The sequence below is a fragment of the Psychrobacter sp. BF1 genome (genome assembly GCF_019279065.1).
Taxonomy (GTDB): domain Bacteria; phylum Pseudomonadota; class Gammaproteobacteria; order Pseudomonadales; family Moraxellaceae; genus Psychrobacter; species Psychrobacter urativorans.
Map to the genome: position 1 here is coordinate 192,329 of NZ_JAGYWV010000007.1, position 15,055 is coordinate 207,383.

Consider the following 15,055-nt stretch of genomic DNA (forward strand, 5'->3'; position numbering starts at 1 on the left):
TGCTTCATCACTACTTTGAGAGACCATTATGGGTTTTAACTGCGGTATCGTCGGCTTACCAAACGTGGGCAAATCTACATTATTTAATGCCTTGACCAAAGCGGGAATCGCCGCTGAAAACTTTCCTTTTTGTACTAAAGATCCCAACACTGGTATCGTTCCAGTACCTGATCCACGCTTAAAGAAATTGGCTGATATCGTCAAGCCTGAGCGCGTGTTACCGACTACTATGGAATTTGTCGATATCGCAGGCTTAGTCGCTGGTGCCTCAAAAGGCGAAGGCATGGGCAACCAGTTCTTAGCTAATATCCGTGAGACCGATGCGATTGCCCATGTGGTACGTTGCTTCGATGATGATAACGTCGTACACGTCGATGGTCGCGTAAGTCCGATTGATGATATCGAAACTATCAACACTGAATTGGCATTGGCCGATCTAGAAGCGGTTGAGCGGGCTATTCATAACTTGGGCAAAAAAGCCAAGGGCGGCGATAAAGACGCCCAAGCTATGCTAGATGTGTTCAAAAAAATCGAGCCTATATTAGCAGAAGGTGAAGCAGCACGTACCGCTAACCTAGATAGCGATGAGAAAAAACTTATTAGAAGCTACGGTTTAATAACGCTTAAGCCTACTATGTATATCGCTAACGTTGCTGAAGATGGTTTTGAGAATAACCCTTATCTTGACGCTGTGCGCAATTATGCCACTGGCGATGACTCTATCGTGATTGCTTTGTGCAATCAAATTGAATCTGAAATTGCACAACTTGACGAGGATGATAAAAAAGACTTCTTGGCTGATATGGGTATGGAAGAAGCTGGTCTTGACCAAGTGATTCGTGGCGGCTACGACCTACTCGATATGCAAACTTACTTTACCGCTGGTGTTAAAGAAGTTCGGGCATGGACTGTAGCGGTTGGTGCCACTGCACCACAAGCAGCTGGCGTAATTCATACTGACTTTGAGCGTGGCTTTATTCGTGCTGAAGTCATCGCTTATGACGACTTTATCGAACATAACGGTGAAAAAGGTGCAGCAGCTGCAGGCAAATCACGTTTAGAAGGCAAGACTTATATCGTGCAAGATGGCGATGTGATGCATTTCCGCTTTAACGTTTAAACCAATGATATAACGTCTTATTTTAACCCCTTTAGCCTATAACTAAAGCCAGCCTCGATGCTGGCTTTTTTATGGGTTTTATTTTAGTCTAGGATTGTGCTGTTGCCATTAAATATTAACTTATAGCGTATGATTTTAGGTAAACTCACTTTACATAGTTAGCAGTACTGTAGGCTGACTGTGAATGCTAGTATCATTAACCCAGCGCTATTGTTTATAGTCTTTAACAGCCTATAGCTAGGTAGCCGCTTTAAAACAACAATAATAAATAAGGGATAATAATCTATGAGCACGCCATTCACTAAGCCAAAAAATACTGCTGAACATTGGACCCGATTATTCAACGCTCAACGCCTAGGCAGTGACAAAAAAGCGCCCGCACAAGACAGCGCTCGTACCTCGTTTCATAAAGACTATGATCGTCTAGTCTTTTCCCACTCGTTTCGTCAGCTCAATCAAAAGACCCAAGTACACCCTTTGACTAACCAGTTAGGCATTCACACTCGTTTGACTCATTCATTAGAAGTGTCTTGTATTGGTCGCTCATTAGGTATGATGGCCGCTGAAAAACTGCATGACAAGCTCGCTAATGGCTTGCCAGCTGGTGTATCGCCAGCTGATGTCGGCGTCATAGTACAAGCGGCATGCCTAGCTCATGATATCGGCAACCCACCTTTTGGTCATGCTGGTGAGTACGCCATTCGAGATTGGTTTTTGCATCCTGATCGCCACAGCGTATTGCAAAAACTAACTACCAATCAGCGTTTAGATATCACCAACTATGAGGGCAATGCGCAAGGCTTTCGACTATTAGTTAGTAACGAACATCACCCTGATAAGGGCGGCATGCGCCTAACTTGTGCAACTTTAGGGGCGTTTATGAAGTACCCTTGGCTGGCCGACCAAAGCTTAGTACGATCTACTAACGGCTCTGACAGCAGTGACAACCCTGCTGATAATGACCTTGGGAAATCCCCTGACAATCAGGCGGATAGTAAAATAATTAGCGTACAAAAATTCGGCTGCTTCGCTAGTGAAGCGCAACAGTTGGAGCAACTGGCCGCTTGCTTGCAATTGCCTTACTCCTCGCAGCATGACGGCTTTTGTCGCCACCCCCTTGCCTATTTACTAGAAGCGGCGGATGATATTTGTTATGCGCTAATAGACTTGGAGGATGGTATTCATCTAGATATGCTCAGCTATCCGGAGGTTGCGGCTATATTTTATGAGCTGATTGGTGAGCGCCCTGAGGCTATTGCTGCACCGACCCAAGTCTCAATAAGACAGAGTCTCGCCTCGCTCAGAGCCCGAGCTATGATGCGCCTAGTCAATACCGTCACTGATGCTTTCGTCGCCAATAGTGAAGCGATGCTGGCAGGAACACTAGAAGGCAGCTTATTTGACCATTGCGATGCGCCTGTTCAAAACGGTATTATGCAAGCCAAACAGTTGGCTCGTGAAAAAATATTCAACCATCCTACCAAAGTACGTATGGAACTGATGGCTAATCAATGTCTGCATCGGCTATTAGATGCCTTTATGCCGTTGGCTTGGACAGCGGTGAGCAAGGCCCCAAAACCCTTTGAGCATCAGCGCTTATTAAGCTTATTATTGCCCCATCTTAATGAGCTTAATAAGCGCTCATTGACAGCAGATACTTATCATAACATTCTTAATATCTTGGACTTTATCACTGGGATGAATGACCATGAAGCTTATCGGTTGGCGCAAGAATTGCAGGGTAATTGGGGTACAATGGTTTAAATAAATAAGCTCTTTATCTGATAACTGTGGTTTTTATTCGTATTCTTAGAGTGAAATGAGTATGATGACCCTTAACTAGGCAATTTCTGAATGATTATGAGTAGTCGTGAACAAAAGAAACTTCAAACTCGGCACGCATTTTTTAATGCAGTATTAGACTTGTGTATCACTGGTCAAGCCTTTAGCTCGATCAGTTTACGCCAAGTAACTCGCGAAGTTGGCGTAGTACCGACCGCATTTTATCGACATTTCGACGATATGGAATCACTAGGTCAAGCGCTAGTACTTGAAGAATTGGGTAACACTTTAGCGACCTTACGTGACGGCTTGCAAATTGGCCGAAAACGCAGCTACGATCGACAAATTGCCAAAAGTATTCAGCTGTTCTTGCAGACCGTCAGTGAGCAGCCACGTTATTGGCAGTTTTTAGTTAGCGAACGCTTCGGTGGCTCAGAGTCTGTGCGTAAAGCGATTAGTGAATTGATCAAGATGCATACAGAAATTTTGGCTGAGGATTTGGCGCTACAACCCGCTTTCGCTCATATCAATAATTATGATCTACGCTTACTCTCTGAAGCTGGTATAAACATGTTCTTTTCTTGGATTATTGATTGGCTAGAGCTGACTTACTCTGAGGCGCATGATGACGAAGCTGATATAACCGCTATTGAAGAGCGCAAACAATTGATGCTACACAATTGCACCCGCCAAGCGCAGATGCTGTTCTATGGGGCTTATAACTGGAAATCTAGCGAAGAAACTTTGCTCGATGATTAATGATTAAACCTTAGATAAAAGCGCTGGGAGCTTGCGACCCAAACAGCCTGCTCTACGGTAATCATAACCTGCCAAAATTGAAAATCCTCTAGGCATCAAAAATATAGTAACAAAAACTCAAATCTATACTAATGATGAAAACAAAGGTCTGCTGGACGAAATGAAGCTTGCCGTATCTGAGACTGGTGCTTGTAATAAATCCCGTCTTGGCAAATCATAATCAAGTAGCTAAATACCTAAATACCTAAATATATTGCTACAAAACCTAATGATTGCGTGGGTTTATACCCACGCTATACCAAACTTAAATAGAGACTATTATCACCAATAGAGACTGTCATCACAGCAATATTAAAAACCTTCCCCTCTGATATTACCCCTTAGTAAATACACTCATTAAAAATTAGGCCGAAATGCCCAAAGTCGCTGGCTGATAACCGTTACTTGTTTGGGTTTTTTATTGTCAGCCGTATCGGCATTAGAATTGTTATTGCTTACAGCAGCAGAGTTGTCGTCAATAGTCTTGCTGATCAATACCGTAGCGAAGCGCTGCTTAGCCGTCGGTTGATCATCAACATCAGTAGCTGTGATTAGCGCCATAAAGGCTTGGCTATCGACGGCTAATAATGGCGTTAGCGCTTGCTGTTGTTCGACACTAAGCGTACTCAAAGGAGGCAGCTGCCAAAGGTCGGCTATAGTCTCTAACACTTGCGTGCTACGCTTATCAGTTAAGCTGCGCAGCTGTTCGCTAGTAGCACCATCCATTAAAGCGGCAAGCAGAATTGGGCTGGCAGTATTGACGTTGATCGGCAAGTAATAAGGCACGGCGCTGACATAAGGACGTAGCTTGGCCAACACTTCAGCATCAATGCCACGTACTTCTATTAACTGCTCAACACTCACAAAAGGCTGATTGGCCAAGCGCTGATCGGCCGTACGAGATTGCTGACTATACACACTGCCCTCATTACCACCATCTTTATAGACTTCACTATCCGTATCTTGCCAGTCCAATATGGCAATGGCTATCTCGGGTTCTAGCGCTAGCTGAGTCAAAAGACGCTGAAACACTGCTAGGGCGGCGTCATCAGTAGCGCCATCATGATACAAGTTATTGATATTGAATCGACTGGCCTCATCACGCAGCTCAGCACTGATACTATGACCGCCTAACTCAAAGGGTGGTAGTGGCTGCGCCCAAACATCTTGCGTGCTGTCAGTCTGATTTAGATTATTGTCCGCGCGAATAGCCGTCATCGCTAGCTGTTGACCGGCTTCTATATCTTGTAATAATTGATCCTGCTTAAATAGCAGCCCACTACGACGAATGGCCACTTTTTGACTAGCCAGCATTGAGCCTGCCACAATAGTGATGCTGACGACTAATAACAATATCGTCAGTAGCGCAACCCCACGCTGAGAGTTTGCTGAGGCAAGCATACACTTCTCCTAGTTATTGAGCGCTTGGTCTATTTACAGCATCACTGTTGCTGCCATTACTGCCATTACTGCCATTGTTATCGTTGTTGTCATTGCTGCCGTTATTACTATTATTATTGTTATTATTACTGCCATTGCCGTTGCTAACATCATCGCTCTTGGCTTTGCTAGTATTAGGCGCTGGCTGTGCTGCTAAAGCAAATTGCCAAGTGATAGGCAGCTGTTGGTAAGTAAAACTGAGACTAACCCCTCTAGGCAGTAGCCGTACTTTAGGCTTATTAGACGTGTTATTTGCTTGGCCTAAGCTATTATTACCATTGGGGCTATTTTGACTGTCGGCATCCGGAAACTTGGACACTGGCTCTGGTAAATACGCTTGCCAGCTTACCTCTGTCACCCCTTCGAGCAAAACGCTATCTAGGCCGATACTTTCATTTTTATTATTAGTATATTGCCGACGTATCAAACGCTGGTCACTGAGCAGATACTCAACACGCTGGATGCTAGGGCTAGTTTGATAGCGTGGGTCGGGATCAGCATAACGCATAAAGCTAACCTGCTCATTGCTCAAGCTCATAAATGGCTCAGGCATAGCGGCAGCCTGTTCATCAGCTGCTGGATTATCGTTGTTAGTGTCATTAGCGTTGTTGTTGCTATTATTGTTATTGTTATTAGCGTTATTAGCAACCTGACTGTTTTGGCTACTAGCCGCTTGATAAGCGATGACTTGACCCATATCCTGCTGTAACTGTAGATAAGCGTACTGCAGTACTGCTAGATTGTCAGCTTGTAGCTGGGCACGCTCGCGAGCCCGGTTAACGCTGTCGAATACTTGCCAGCCAGAAATGGCAAGCGCTGCGAATATCACCATCGCCACCATCAGCTCCAATAGCGTAAAGCCTCGCTGCTGTCTCACGATTGACCCCGCCGTTGCTTATTACCAGTAGTATTAGTAGTATCGCTCATTAATACATCGATATCGGTCACGGGGGCACGCGTTTGTCCATCTACTATAGGCGCAATGCTGATATTGATCGCTGTTAAGCCAGGAGCCAAAGCTGCGTTAGTAGTCATTGCCACTTGCCAGTCACGCCCTTGCGAAGAGATAGTTTGGGTACTATTAGCCGTCAATACTGTCTGCTGTATTCGTAAGTCGGCAGCTACATTTTGTGCCACAAAGTGCGCTAAGGTCCGAGTACGCAGGGTATCGACTGAATTTAGATATGCGCTACTGGCACGGCTAGCGGCTACCGCAACCACCGCTAAGATAGCCAGCGCTACCATCACTTCTATTAAAGTAAAGCCGCTTTGAGACTTAGATAAAGAATGCCTCATCTATAGCGACTCCTGTCCGATGCTCATGCTGCCATCAGGTAAAATAGTAATCACCTCACCTACTAAGCGCGAATCATGACGCACCTCTATAGTGACAGGGGTTGCCTGTCCGGTACCAAACCATAAGACTTGCGGTACAGTTTGACCCGTAAACCACGGCTGCAACACTCGCCCTTCCTCCTCATTGCTATCAGCGCCATCCAAACTGGCAATGCTTAAACTGACCCCAACAGGCATAGTTGGCAAGCTCACCTCTGGCTCAACTGTCCAGCTCGGTGTTGGGGATTGCTCATTACCGGAGGCGGATAACCCTGAAATATCTGCTGAGAGCTCCATCGAGTTTTTGCCGCTGTCAGCAGTAGAGTTAGCCACTTGCTGATAGCTTAGATAAGGATTGGATAAGGTGACAATAACGGGCGTGACTTGGCCTTGCTTATCCGCTTGTAGGATCAATCCCATCGGTTGCATACGCTCGGCAGATAGTAGCCGTACGTAGCTTAGCGAATCAGTGAGGTGCTCATAAAAAGCACGGTTTTTTCGTGAGTCGCTGCTGCCAACGGATAGACTCATCATGCCTGCAAATATCGATAGTATAACGACGACTACCATAATCTCGACTAAGGTAAAGCCTACTTGTGAGCGTGACAATGTTGGCTGTCGCCTAGTTGGTAGCACAGAATGGCTTATCGATAGTTGATTGGTAGCGGAAGGGTTGACTGCGATAGGATTATTTGATGAGTAATGGCTGAGCAGAGGGGTCAATAGTTTGCGCTTTAATAGATGAATTAGTAGTGATAAACAGCGTAAGCATAAAAAATAGGTGACCACCAAACGAGGTATAATCTTGCGAGTAACCAGCATGGCGCACCTATTATAAAGAAGTGTTATAGCAGCGAATCGTACAAGTTTAACTTTTTAATAAGTAGTATTGCGATGTTCTTCTGATTCAGTATCGATCTGTTCGACCAGCTCTTGCATATCCTCATCCAGTGCACTCTCATCAATATCTTTACTTAGGTAATGACCTGGTAAGTCCAACATCTGCTGAATCAGAGCATAGCGTAGCGTCTCACGACACCCTAAGTAGCGCTGATAAAAGCTAGAATTCAATAAGCCAGCACCGCCTTGACCCATCGCCCAAATAGAGGATAGATAATCTCTGGTACTCATACTACTGTGCTTATCTTTTAGATGAGCGCTGATGATATCGATCAAACGTTTCATACGCTGACGACGGATATCGTAAAGCTCACCAAACAGACGGTTAAGACCAGTCGAAGAGGCGGCTAAACGTTCCTCTATCTGATTGAGCAACATGGCTTTTTGTGGATTGAGTAGCTGCTGAAAAATCATTCTAGCCACCCCTGCCGAAGGACAGTCATCGATAAGATTAATCACAAACAGTTGTTCTTCATAGCGAATAATAATACGTAAGTACAGTTCGTCTTTACTAGAGAAATGCTTATACAAAGTACCTTTAGCTAAATCTAGCTGATCCGCCAAACTGTCGAGAGTGATATCACCATTACCAGATTCTAATAATAACTGCTCAGCCATGGCTAAGATGCTCTCTTCGCGTACTTTGAACTGGTGCTGACGACTCATAACTTCTCCTAAGACCCAATAAGGTTAAACACACAATCTTAACTGCCTAATAATAAGCACGAATTTTCCCTATTGTGCTTACTACTACATAAGTTTGAATGTGCTTACATTTGTTAATAAACTTTATTAATTAAGGGTTTTTAATGGGTGGATCATCACACTTATGGCCACTATTTTTGACCACTTAATGTACCGTCTATATCCACAATTACCCTGTTTAACAAATGACTGACTGGTCATAGCATAACGATTTTAATGATACTGCGCTAGTAAATTTACAAAGTTTTTTGCAGTCAACTCTCCGACCTCATCGCTGCTACAGCCATACATATCAGCTAAGTAACTGGCAACATACGGTACGTAAGCTGGCTCATTGGGACGGCCACGTTTAGGTACTGGTGCTAAATAAGGGCTGTCGGTCTCGATAAGCAAACGATCTCTAGGCATTTTTCTGGCAGCGTCTTGAATCATTTGTGCACTCTTAAAGCTTACAATACCTGAAAACGAGATATAAAACCCTAAGTCCAAAGCACGTTTAGCAGTATCCCAATCCTCAGTGAAGCAGTGAATAATGCCATGCTCAGCGCCCTCACTTTTTAGGATATCGATAGTGTCGTCTTTAGCATCACGCATATGGATGATAAGCGGCTTTTTGAGGTGCTGACTTGCCTGAATGTGACGAGCTAGACTAGCTTGCTGCGCTAGCTTATTTTCAGTTGACCAGTAATAATCCAGCCCCGTCTCACCTATTGCCCAAACCTGATCGCCACTAGCAGTCTCGATCAGCCGCTCAACTGTAGCAGACTGCAATACAGCAATATCCTCACAAGGATGAATACCAACACTCATCCCTAAGTTCAGTGTGTCGTCGCTATAAGTATTAACGATATTGGCAATTTCGTCATACTCAGCAAAGTCGCACATGACTGCCATCGCACGGGTGACGTTGGCCTCCTTCATAGCGGCAATCGCTCTGGACAATTGACCATCATATTTCTCTAGATTAAGACGATTAAGATGGCAATGGCTATCAGTAAACATAGATACTCTCGTTATATTGGTCATGCTATATAAATTTAAATTTGCTAGGGCAAATGTATTGGAAATCTTTACAAGCTATAAATGTGTTTAAGTTATAAATTAAAAATGTTGTTAAGTTATGACTATTGCCTTAGTAAAGCGATTTTTCAATAGCGCTGTGACACTAGCCAATCGACTAGGTTAAATAAGTGCTGATTATTAACATCAAGGTTAGTATTGTCGCCGCAATGCAACAATGCAACAATGCAACAATGCAACAATGCAACAATGCAACAATGCAACAATGCAACAATGCAACAATGCTTCGACGTTAGTAACCTGCACGCTTTAAAGCTATGATCTAGTAGACTTTTATGACTGAATTAATCAGTAAGGTACCTAATTCTATTTGTGTGAAGCTAATATCAACGGTTTTATAACGCATAACAAAGCTACTATTTAGCTCCTCACGACGATAAGCAGGCCGCGGATCTTGCGCTATCAAGGCTGTTATTAATACTTTATCAGCTGCTATTAATTGCTGCTGTAAGCTATAAACCTTAGCCGCCACTGTTTCATCTTCCCAATCTATCGGCTCTATATCAATAAGCGCTTCGAACTGCTGCTCAGCTAGCTCAGACATCGTCACTATCAATGATTCAGGAGCGCTTGGAGCAAAGCCACTAGCAGCGTCACTATAGGCATCGCTATAACTAACATAAGGCTTGATATCGATGATCGGAGTACCGTCGATCATATCAGCGCCACTAATCAATAATAACACCCTACCCTCAAGCACTTCGATAGCCTCAAGCTTGACTACTGATAATCCTAAACCTGACGGACGATACATACTGCGACTGGCAAATACGCCAAGCTTTTTGTTGCCACCGAGTCTAGGAGGTCTTACTTGAGGTCGAAAGGCAGGTTGATCCGCAGCAGGCGCCGCTTTAGTTTGCTGATCTTGCTCAGAGTTATGGGCACTTTTTTTATTAATATAATTATGATGAAACTGCCAACTGAGCCAAATATGGCTAAATGCCTCTAAGCCTGCAAAAGCTGCTGGATTATCATAAGGGGTGAGCATCTCAATGACACTAAGCAAGGCTACTAAATTAGGCTGACGCGGGGCACCGAACTTCTGCGATAGCGGCGCACGGTGATAGCCTATAATCGGCGCTACATGAGTTAATTGCTCTTCATCAATACATTTCATCTACAAAAGCCTTGCTGCTTAGCCATAAAAAATCCTCGGATGTCAGAGAAAACAGTCTATTAAAAGGTTATAAAACCTAAGCAATCGATACCAACTAATCCAGCATAGATAATTATCTACTAACGTTATTCTATTTTATCATGCTAGCGCTAGCTGGTTAGGCGGATTTTTACTTTAAAGTTTGTTATCATAGCCAAGATTATATATTGAGAATAACTTGCATCTATATAATTGGCTATACAGATAGTTTTTAGCCAATCTTTGACTGGTTATAATGCCATTTTTTTGATTAAATATTTAAAAAAAATAGCTTTTTATAGCTAGCGTTATAATCATTTATAATACTATTTTTATAAAAATAAACAGTAACGAGGACTTTATGTCAAAATTGCGCACTGAAACGGTTACCGAAGTTCATCATTGGAATGACTCTCTGTTTAGTATCAAGACCACTCGTGATGATGGCTTGCGCTTTCGAAATGGCGAGTTTGCGATGATCGGTATGATCATTGATGGCAAACCACTGTTACGTGCTTATTCAATTGCTAGTCCCAATTACGAAGAGCATTTAGAATTCTTTTCGATAAAAGTACCTAACGGTCCGCTCACTTCACGCTTGCAACACATCAAAGTCGGTGACGAGCTGTTGGTTAGTAAAAAGCCCACAGGGACGTTAGTACTCGATGATCTGTTACCAGGCAAACACTTATATATGCTATCTACGGGTACTGGCCTTGCGCCATTCTTGTCTTTAGCTCGTGACCCTGAAGTTTATGAGCGCTTTGAAAAAATCATCTTAGTCCATGCTGTACGTAACGTTGATGATTTGGCCTATCGTGAGATGTTCGAAGAACAGTTACCTAATGATGAACTGTTTGGTGAATGGTACCGCGAAAAATTCATTTACTATCCAACCACTACACGTGAAGAGTTCCGCAATACGGGACGAATCACTGACTTGATGGAATCAGGTAAGCTGTTTAGTGACATAGGTCTACCTCCTATTAACAAAGAAGATGACCGTGTATTGATTTGCGGTAGTATGCCGTTCAATGCTGATGTCGCCAAGATACTAGATGGCTTTGGTCTGACTTTATCGCCACGTATGGGCGTACAAGCCGATTATGTTATTGAGCGTGCTTTTGTAGGCTAATCAAAAACTGGCTAAAATATTGTTTTGACAAAGCTTTTACAAAATAGTGCTGTGAAAATCAATAATAGGTGATAAAAATAGCTTGACGGTTAAAAATAGCCTGCTATAATACGCCACCTATACAGTTAACCCTGTAGCCCAATTCAATAATGTTAAGCAGCAAAGACATTATTACCTAACACGCCGGTGTGATGGAATTGGTAGACATGACGGATTCAAAATCCGTTGCCTTTAAAAGCGTGTCGGTTCAAGTCCGACCACCGGTACCAATACTAAAATACCGCTAGCCTATATGGTTAGCGGTATTTTTTTGTCTTATGGTTGGGATGATTACTATGCCAAGTGACATCGCTCAGTAGTAGTAAAGCTTAATAAATAGTAACTAATAATTTTAGAAAAAAACAAGCCACCTTGCAAAATGCTAAGGTGGCCTGTTTATTGATAGCGGATTATGAGTGAGACTGGCTATTATCAAAAAACACTGGTTTAGTAATGACTTATTCAATGTTTAGTGGCTTATAGCCCGTTATACAGTTGTTAGAAAAGTCTCATCGATAGTCTTCAATGAGTAACTCTCATAGTTACCTTAGGTGAAAATCTAATAGACTCCATTCACTGAAACCGGACTTTAAATCCATAGATCGCACTTTATATTTTATGGCGTTTTGCCATATATTTACCCAATAAAGGTAGGGAAAATGCTGGTAGTTGAAAAGCACCCAATAAGGGTAAAAACATCACACCCATAAAAGGAGCGGTTATGGTGTAAGCAAGTAATACATTGCGTCCGCCACACACCAACGCAGCGACAATGGCATTTTCATAGCCAAAACGCCGATATATAAAATAAGCGGAAAAATAAAACACTAATGCCAATACCGAACTTAGCAACAGTAATAACAACGCTTGCCACGGATCATTGTCAAAGGTAGTACGAAATCCTGCCATCAATCCTAGTGGAAATAACATCAGCAGTAAGATATTGAACTGCCCAATTTTGGGATAATAACGTGACAAAATATCAGCTGGAAACAACCGACGCATTGCCACAGCTAGCACCATTGGCATAACGATATAAATTAATAGGCGATTGACATAAACACCAACGTCTACATGCGCATTTTCATTGCCCAATAGCCACAATACGCCTAATAATGTAAATGGCATAACGAGCGTAGCAGCGATAGTTTTTGCCGTCGCCAGTTGTGCATCAAACCCTACTGCATTGACTAACGCACCACTACCGAACAAGGGCGCAGTGGCACCAAGACCTGCAATCGCTAATAGCCAATCGCCACGTACACCCAGTGCATAAGCAATCAATATTAAAACTAGACTCATACCCCCGCTCTGTAACAAGGCAAAAATCCAGACATAGCTTGTCGCTATACGCTTTAGCAGCGCATATTGGTCGATGCCCAGTAAAGTAAAAAACATCAAGAAGAACAGTACTTGAGGTAAATATACTAGTACTGCATTGGATAGGTTTGGAAGAACAAAGCCCACAATTGCGCAAACCGGCATAATTAATATGCTATGACGCGCAATAAAACGAAGAAGCATGACCTTTCCTAATAAAAATATTTATAAAAAATTGGGTATTATCCCCTTTTTTGCCATCCTTTAGGCAAATAATCATAAATCAGCTCAGGCTGATTGCTGGCAGTCATACTAAAGCCTTGGGCTTGCAACTAAAAGCTTAGGCTTATATGCAGTCTACGCCCATAGAAAGCTACTGCCGCACAAGGTTAGATGTTTTATTGATTTTATCGAAGGCTATTATGGATCGCCGCCCTATTGGGATGGGCATATAGCCAAAAGCCAACTATTCAGTACTAAGTAGCTGGCTTCTGCTAAGAGGAATGCCTTTTGCTGTTTCAATGCCGCCCGCACTAACAGAGCCTCACCTGCTATAGCCGTTATGGGTTAACACAATCAAATTATGAGTAGTTACCTATCAAGCTTAATGATTTTTTGCAGTTAAAGCTTCCCTTGGTCATAAAGGTATTTATAATTGTGAGGCAACCTGTCTATCAACTATCAACTATTAGCATCTAGTTGCGATATCAGGGTGCGCCAGACACACCCTCATACCTTTATAACTATAACTATAACTATAACTATTCTGCAGCGTCTATTAACTCATTAAGCGCATCCGCCATTTCATCATCTATGAGACTGTCCTCGATAAAGTTGACTAGTTCATGGATAGTGGTCAAATCCATTTCTCTAACCCCTAAGCTGGCCAACTGCTCGTTAATGGACTCTAAGCTTTCTGAATCTTCAGAATCATCTAATAAATGCTCATCAAAGCTATCATTCACAAACCAGTATATCTTCTCTAATAAGCTGTCTTTTCTAGTCAAAGTAGAATAACCATCGCCTTGAATAAATAGATTGAATTGGTAAGGCATTTGTACGTCATTGATAAAGAAAATTCGCTTACATTCTAGAGTATAAGCTTGCGCGGGCTGCTGTTCTTCGCCTTCACTATCGCTATAGTCTTCATTAGCAAGCTCTTCTTTTACTAGCTCGCCTATTATCTGATAATCACCAATTTGTACTTTATGATTATAAATAATACAAGCGTCACCAACGGCATCAAAGATCACTGCGCAAATATCTAAAGTATGGTCGTCAATGTCATAAAAACCTTTTAACATCGGCAAAAACTCAGTGAGCTTATCTTCTGGCACTTCGGTCAAAAACTGTTGCTCATATATCTTCAGCATGTCTTGCGGAGAGTAGGTATTGGCGGTATTGGTCTCATTTCTACCAATAGGCTTCAAGGGCAAAAGGTTGTAAGGGTTATTATGAGTCATTCAGGACTGCCTTGTTATTTGGGTTGGCGATATTGTTTAAGTTAGCGCTATTAGATAAGGTGGATATAAGCTGGAGGAGCTGCTAAATACAGTGCTAATTTAACTGTCGATTAGCCGCTCAAAATCTATAGGGTACATTATCCCTTATTCGAGGGCTTTTAGATATATCGCCTACTTTATCAACAGGCCTTATTGTGAATAACCAAGCGCTAGGTTGGTTCTGCAATCTACATATAAGCTACGAAATCATGATAAACAAGAAGTTGTTTAGCTAAAAAATTATTCATTGAGTAGATAATTATAAATGTCCGCTCGCACTTCATTATGCATATCGAATGCAACTTTGACGACAGGCGCGCCAGATATTGAGGTTTGCTCAAAGCTATTGTGTCTTGGTGATACGTCTCCCATATAGTAAAAGTCATTTCCTTCATCATTATGCTTTTTAATGAATAGAGGAATCCGAAAACCGCTAGGATATGCTTGAAACAACTTAACTTCCGGGCTATTTAATGTCCTTTTTGACTTGAACATCCAACTAAATACAGACTCATTAATAAAGCCATCTTCATATTTTGTAGTATTAGATATATCGTGGGATTTATGATAATTAACAAATATTGGGCAATTGGTTTTATCTTCACTGACTAAATAACCACCAACGTTTTGAGCTACAGAGCCCATCCCAGATTCTGTGTAACTGCCATTTAGATTAAATGCCTGCTGATACGATCATCAAACATAATCATAAAGCGATTTAAAGCAGACGTCCAGTTACGGATGGGCATCGACCATTTTTTGGA

General features: G+C 42.4%; 14 protein-coding genes and 1 tRNA gene. 5 read left to right on the forward strand and 10 right to left on the reverse strand.

Translation table 11 applies throughout. The features are described from left to right. Positions 1 to 28 precede the first annotated feature (28 nt). From ychF to KZA12_RS09865, 3 genes are all read left to right on the forward strand, one after another. Complete coding sequence (gene ychF / locus KZA12_RS09855; RefSeq protein WP_201622620.1) at positions 29 to 1,120, forward strand: redox-regulated ATPase YchF; 1,092 nt, start codon at positions 29 to 31, stop codon at positions 1,118 to 1,120. Between the two features lie 285 nt (positions 1,121 to 1,405). Then, positions 1,406 to 2,884 carry a deoxyguanosinetriphosphate triphosphohydrolase gene (locus tag KZA12_RS09860; protein WP_218690135.1) on the forward strand — a complete coding sequence of 493 codons (1,479 nt, stop codon included), beginning with the start codon at positions 1,406 to 1,408 and terminating at the stop codon, positions 2,882 to 2,884. Positions 2,885 to 2,980: 96 nt separating this feature from the next. Beyond that, positions 2,981 to 3,661 (forward strand): TetR family transcriptional regulator, encoded by a 681-nt coding sequence (locus KZA12_RS09865; protein ID WP_201622622.1) that lies wholly within the window; start codon positions 2,981 to 2,983, stop codon positions 3,659 to 3,661. Positions 3,662 to 4,057: 396 nt separating this feature from the next. Here the strand turns inward: KZA12_RS09865 and gspK are convergent, their stop codons facing one another. The 7 genes from gspK to tsaA all read right to left on the reverse strand — a co-directional run bounded on the left by gspK (position 4,058) and on the right by tsaA (position 10,277). After that, positions 4,058 to 5,101 (reverse strand): type II secretion system minor pseudopilin GspK, encoded by a 1,044-nt coding sequence (gene gspK, locus KZA12_RS09870; protein WP_218690136.1) that lies wholly within the window; start codon positions 5,099 to 5,101, stop codon positions 4,058 to 4,060. A gap of 13 nt (positions 5,102 to 5,114) precedes the next feature. Continuing rightward, entirely contained in the window at positions 5,115 to 6,017 is a 903-nt protein-coding gene (locus KZA12_RS09875) for a type II secretion system protein GspJ (protein WP_218690137.1), read from the reverse strand. After that, entirely contained in the window at positions 6,014 to 6,436 is a 423-nt protein-coding gene (gene gspI / locus KZA12_RS09880; RefSeq protein ID WP_218690138.1) for a type II secretion system minor pseudopilin GspI, read from the reverse strand. The genes KZA12_RS09875 and gspI overlap by 4 nt, the downstream gene beginning before the upstream one ends. Next, positions 6,437 to 7,198: a type II secretion system protein gene (locus KZA12_RS09885; RefSeq protein WP_256932919.1), complete on the reverse strand. Its 762-nt coding sequence runs from the start codon at positions 7,196 to 7,198 to the stop codon at positions 6,437 to 6,439. It lies immediately after the preceding gene. 153 nt (positions 7,199 to 7,351) lie between these two features. Then, entirely contained in the window at positions 7,352 to 8,041 is a 690-nt protein-coding gene (locus KZA12_RS09890) for a TetR/AcrR family transcriptional regulator (RefSeq protein ID WP_201622627.1), read from the reverse strand. 252 nt (positions 8,042 to 8,293) lie between these two features. After that, positions 8,294 to 9,082 (reverse strand): TatD family hydrolase, encoded by a 789-nt coding sequence (locus KZA12_RS09895; protein ID WP_218690140.1) that lies wholly within the window; start codon positions 9,080 to 9,082, stop codon positions 8,294 to 8,296. A gap of 340 nt (positions 9,083 to 9,422) precedes the next feature. After that, entirely contained in the window at positions 9,423 to 10,277 is an 855-nt protein-coding gene (gene tsaA, locus KZA12_RS09900) for a tRNA (N6-threonylcarbamoyladenosine(37)-N6)-methyltransferase TrmO (protein ID WP_218690141.1), read from the reverse strand. 379 nt (positions 10,278 to 10,656) lie between these two features. Between tsaA and KZA12_RS09905 the strand changes: the two genes are divergently transcribed. Both KZA12_RS09905 and KZA12_RS09910 read left to right on the forward strand, forming a co-directional pair. Continuing rightward, the gene (locus KZA12_RS09905) at positions 10,657 to 11,430 is read left to right on the forward strand and encodes a ferredoxin--NADP reductase (protein WP_201622630.1); all 774 of its coding nucleotides are present in this window, start codon (positions 10,657 to 10,659) and stop codon (positions 11,428 to 11,430) included. A gap of 182 nt (positions 11,431 to 11,612) precedes the next feature. Then, a tRNA-Leu gene (locus KZA12_RS09910) sits at positions 11,613 to 11,699 on the forward strand. A gap of 379 nt (positions 11,700 to 12,078) precedes the next feature. On the opposite strand, the gene KZA12_RS09915 is transcribed toward KZA12_RS09910, so the two are convergent. The 3 genes from KZA12_RS09915 to KZA12_RS09925 form a co-directional block, all read right to left on the reverse strand. Continuing rightward, on the reverse strand, positions 12,079 to 12,993 hold the full coding sequence (locus KZA12_RS09915) for a lantibiotic ABC transporter permease (protein ID WP_218690142.1): 915 nt from the start codon (positions 12,991 to 12,993) through the stop codon (positions 12,079 to 12,081). A 557-nt stretch (positions 12,994 to 13,550) separates the two neighbouring features. Continuing rightward, positions 13,551 to 14,252 carry a hypothetical protein gene (locus tag KZA12_RS09920; protein WP_218690143.1) on the reverse strand — a complete coding sequence of 234 codons (702 nt, stop codon included), beginning with the start codon at positions 14,250 to 14,252 and terminating at the stop codon, positions 13,551 to 13,553. A gap of 279 nt (positions 14,253 to 14,531) precedes the next feature. Next, complete coding sequence (locus KZA12_RS09925; RefSeq protein WP_218690144.1) at positions 14,532 to 14,936, reverse strand: DUF3427 domain-containing protein; 405 nt, start codon at positions 14,934 to 14,936, stop codon at positions 14,532 to 14,534. Positions 14,937 to 15,055 lie beyond the last annotated feature (119 nt).

Coding starts and splice junctions, on each gene's coding strand:
- ychF (WP_201622620.1), top strand. CDS start 29: ATGGGTTTTAACTGCGGTATCGTCGGCTTACCAAACGTGGGCAAATCT.
- KZA12_RS09860 (WP_218690135.1), top strand. CDS start 1,406: ATGAGCACGCCATTCACTAAGCCAAAAAATACTGCTGAACATTGGACC.
- KZA12_RS09865 (WP_201622622.1), top strand. CDS start 2,981: ATGAGTAGTCGTGAACAAAAGAAACTTCAAACTCGGCACGCATTTTTT.
- gspK (WP_218690136.1), bottom strand. CDS start 5,101: ATGCTTGCCTCAGCAAACTCTCAGCGTGGGGTTGCGCTACTGACGATA.
- gspI (WP_218690138.1), bottom strand. CDS start 6,436: ATGAGGCATTCTTTATCTAAGTCTCAAAGCGGCTTTACTTTAATAGAA.
- KZA12_RS09890 (WP_201622627.1), bottom strand. CDS start 8,041: ATGAGTCGTCAGCACCAGTTCAAAGTACGCGAAGAGAGCATCTTAGCC.
- KZA12_RS09895 (WP_218690140.1), bottom strand. CDS start 9,082: ATGTTTACTGATAGCCATTGCCATCTTAATCGTCTTAATCTAGAGAAA.
- tsaA (WP_218690141.1), bottom strand. CDS start 10,277: ATGAAATGTATTGATGAAGAGCAATTAACTCATGTAGCGCCGATTATA.
- KZA12_RS09905 (WP_201622630.1), top strand. CDS start 10,657: ATGTCAAAATTGCGCACTGAAACGGTTACCGAAGTTCATCATTGGAAT.
- KZA12_RS09915 (WP_218690142.1), bottom strand. CDS start 12,993: ATGCTTCTTCGTTTTATTGCGCGTCATAGCATATTAATTATGCCGGTT.
- KZA12_RS09920 (WP_218690143.1), bottom strand. CDS start 14,252: ATGACTCATAATAACCCTTACAACCTTTTGCCCTTGAAGCCTATTGGT.
- KZA12_RS09925 (WP_218690144.1), bottom strand. CDS start 14,936: ATGGGCTCTGTAGCTCAAAACGTTGGTGGTTATTTAGTCAGTGAAGAT.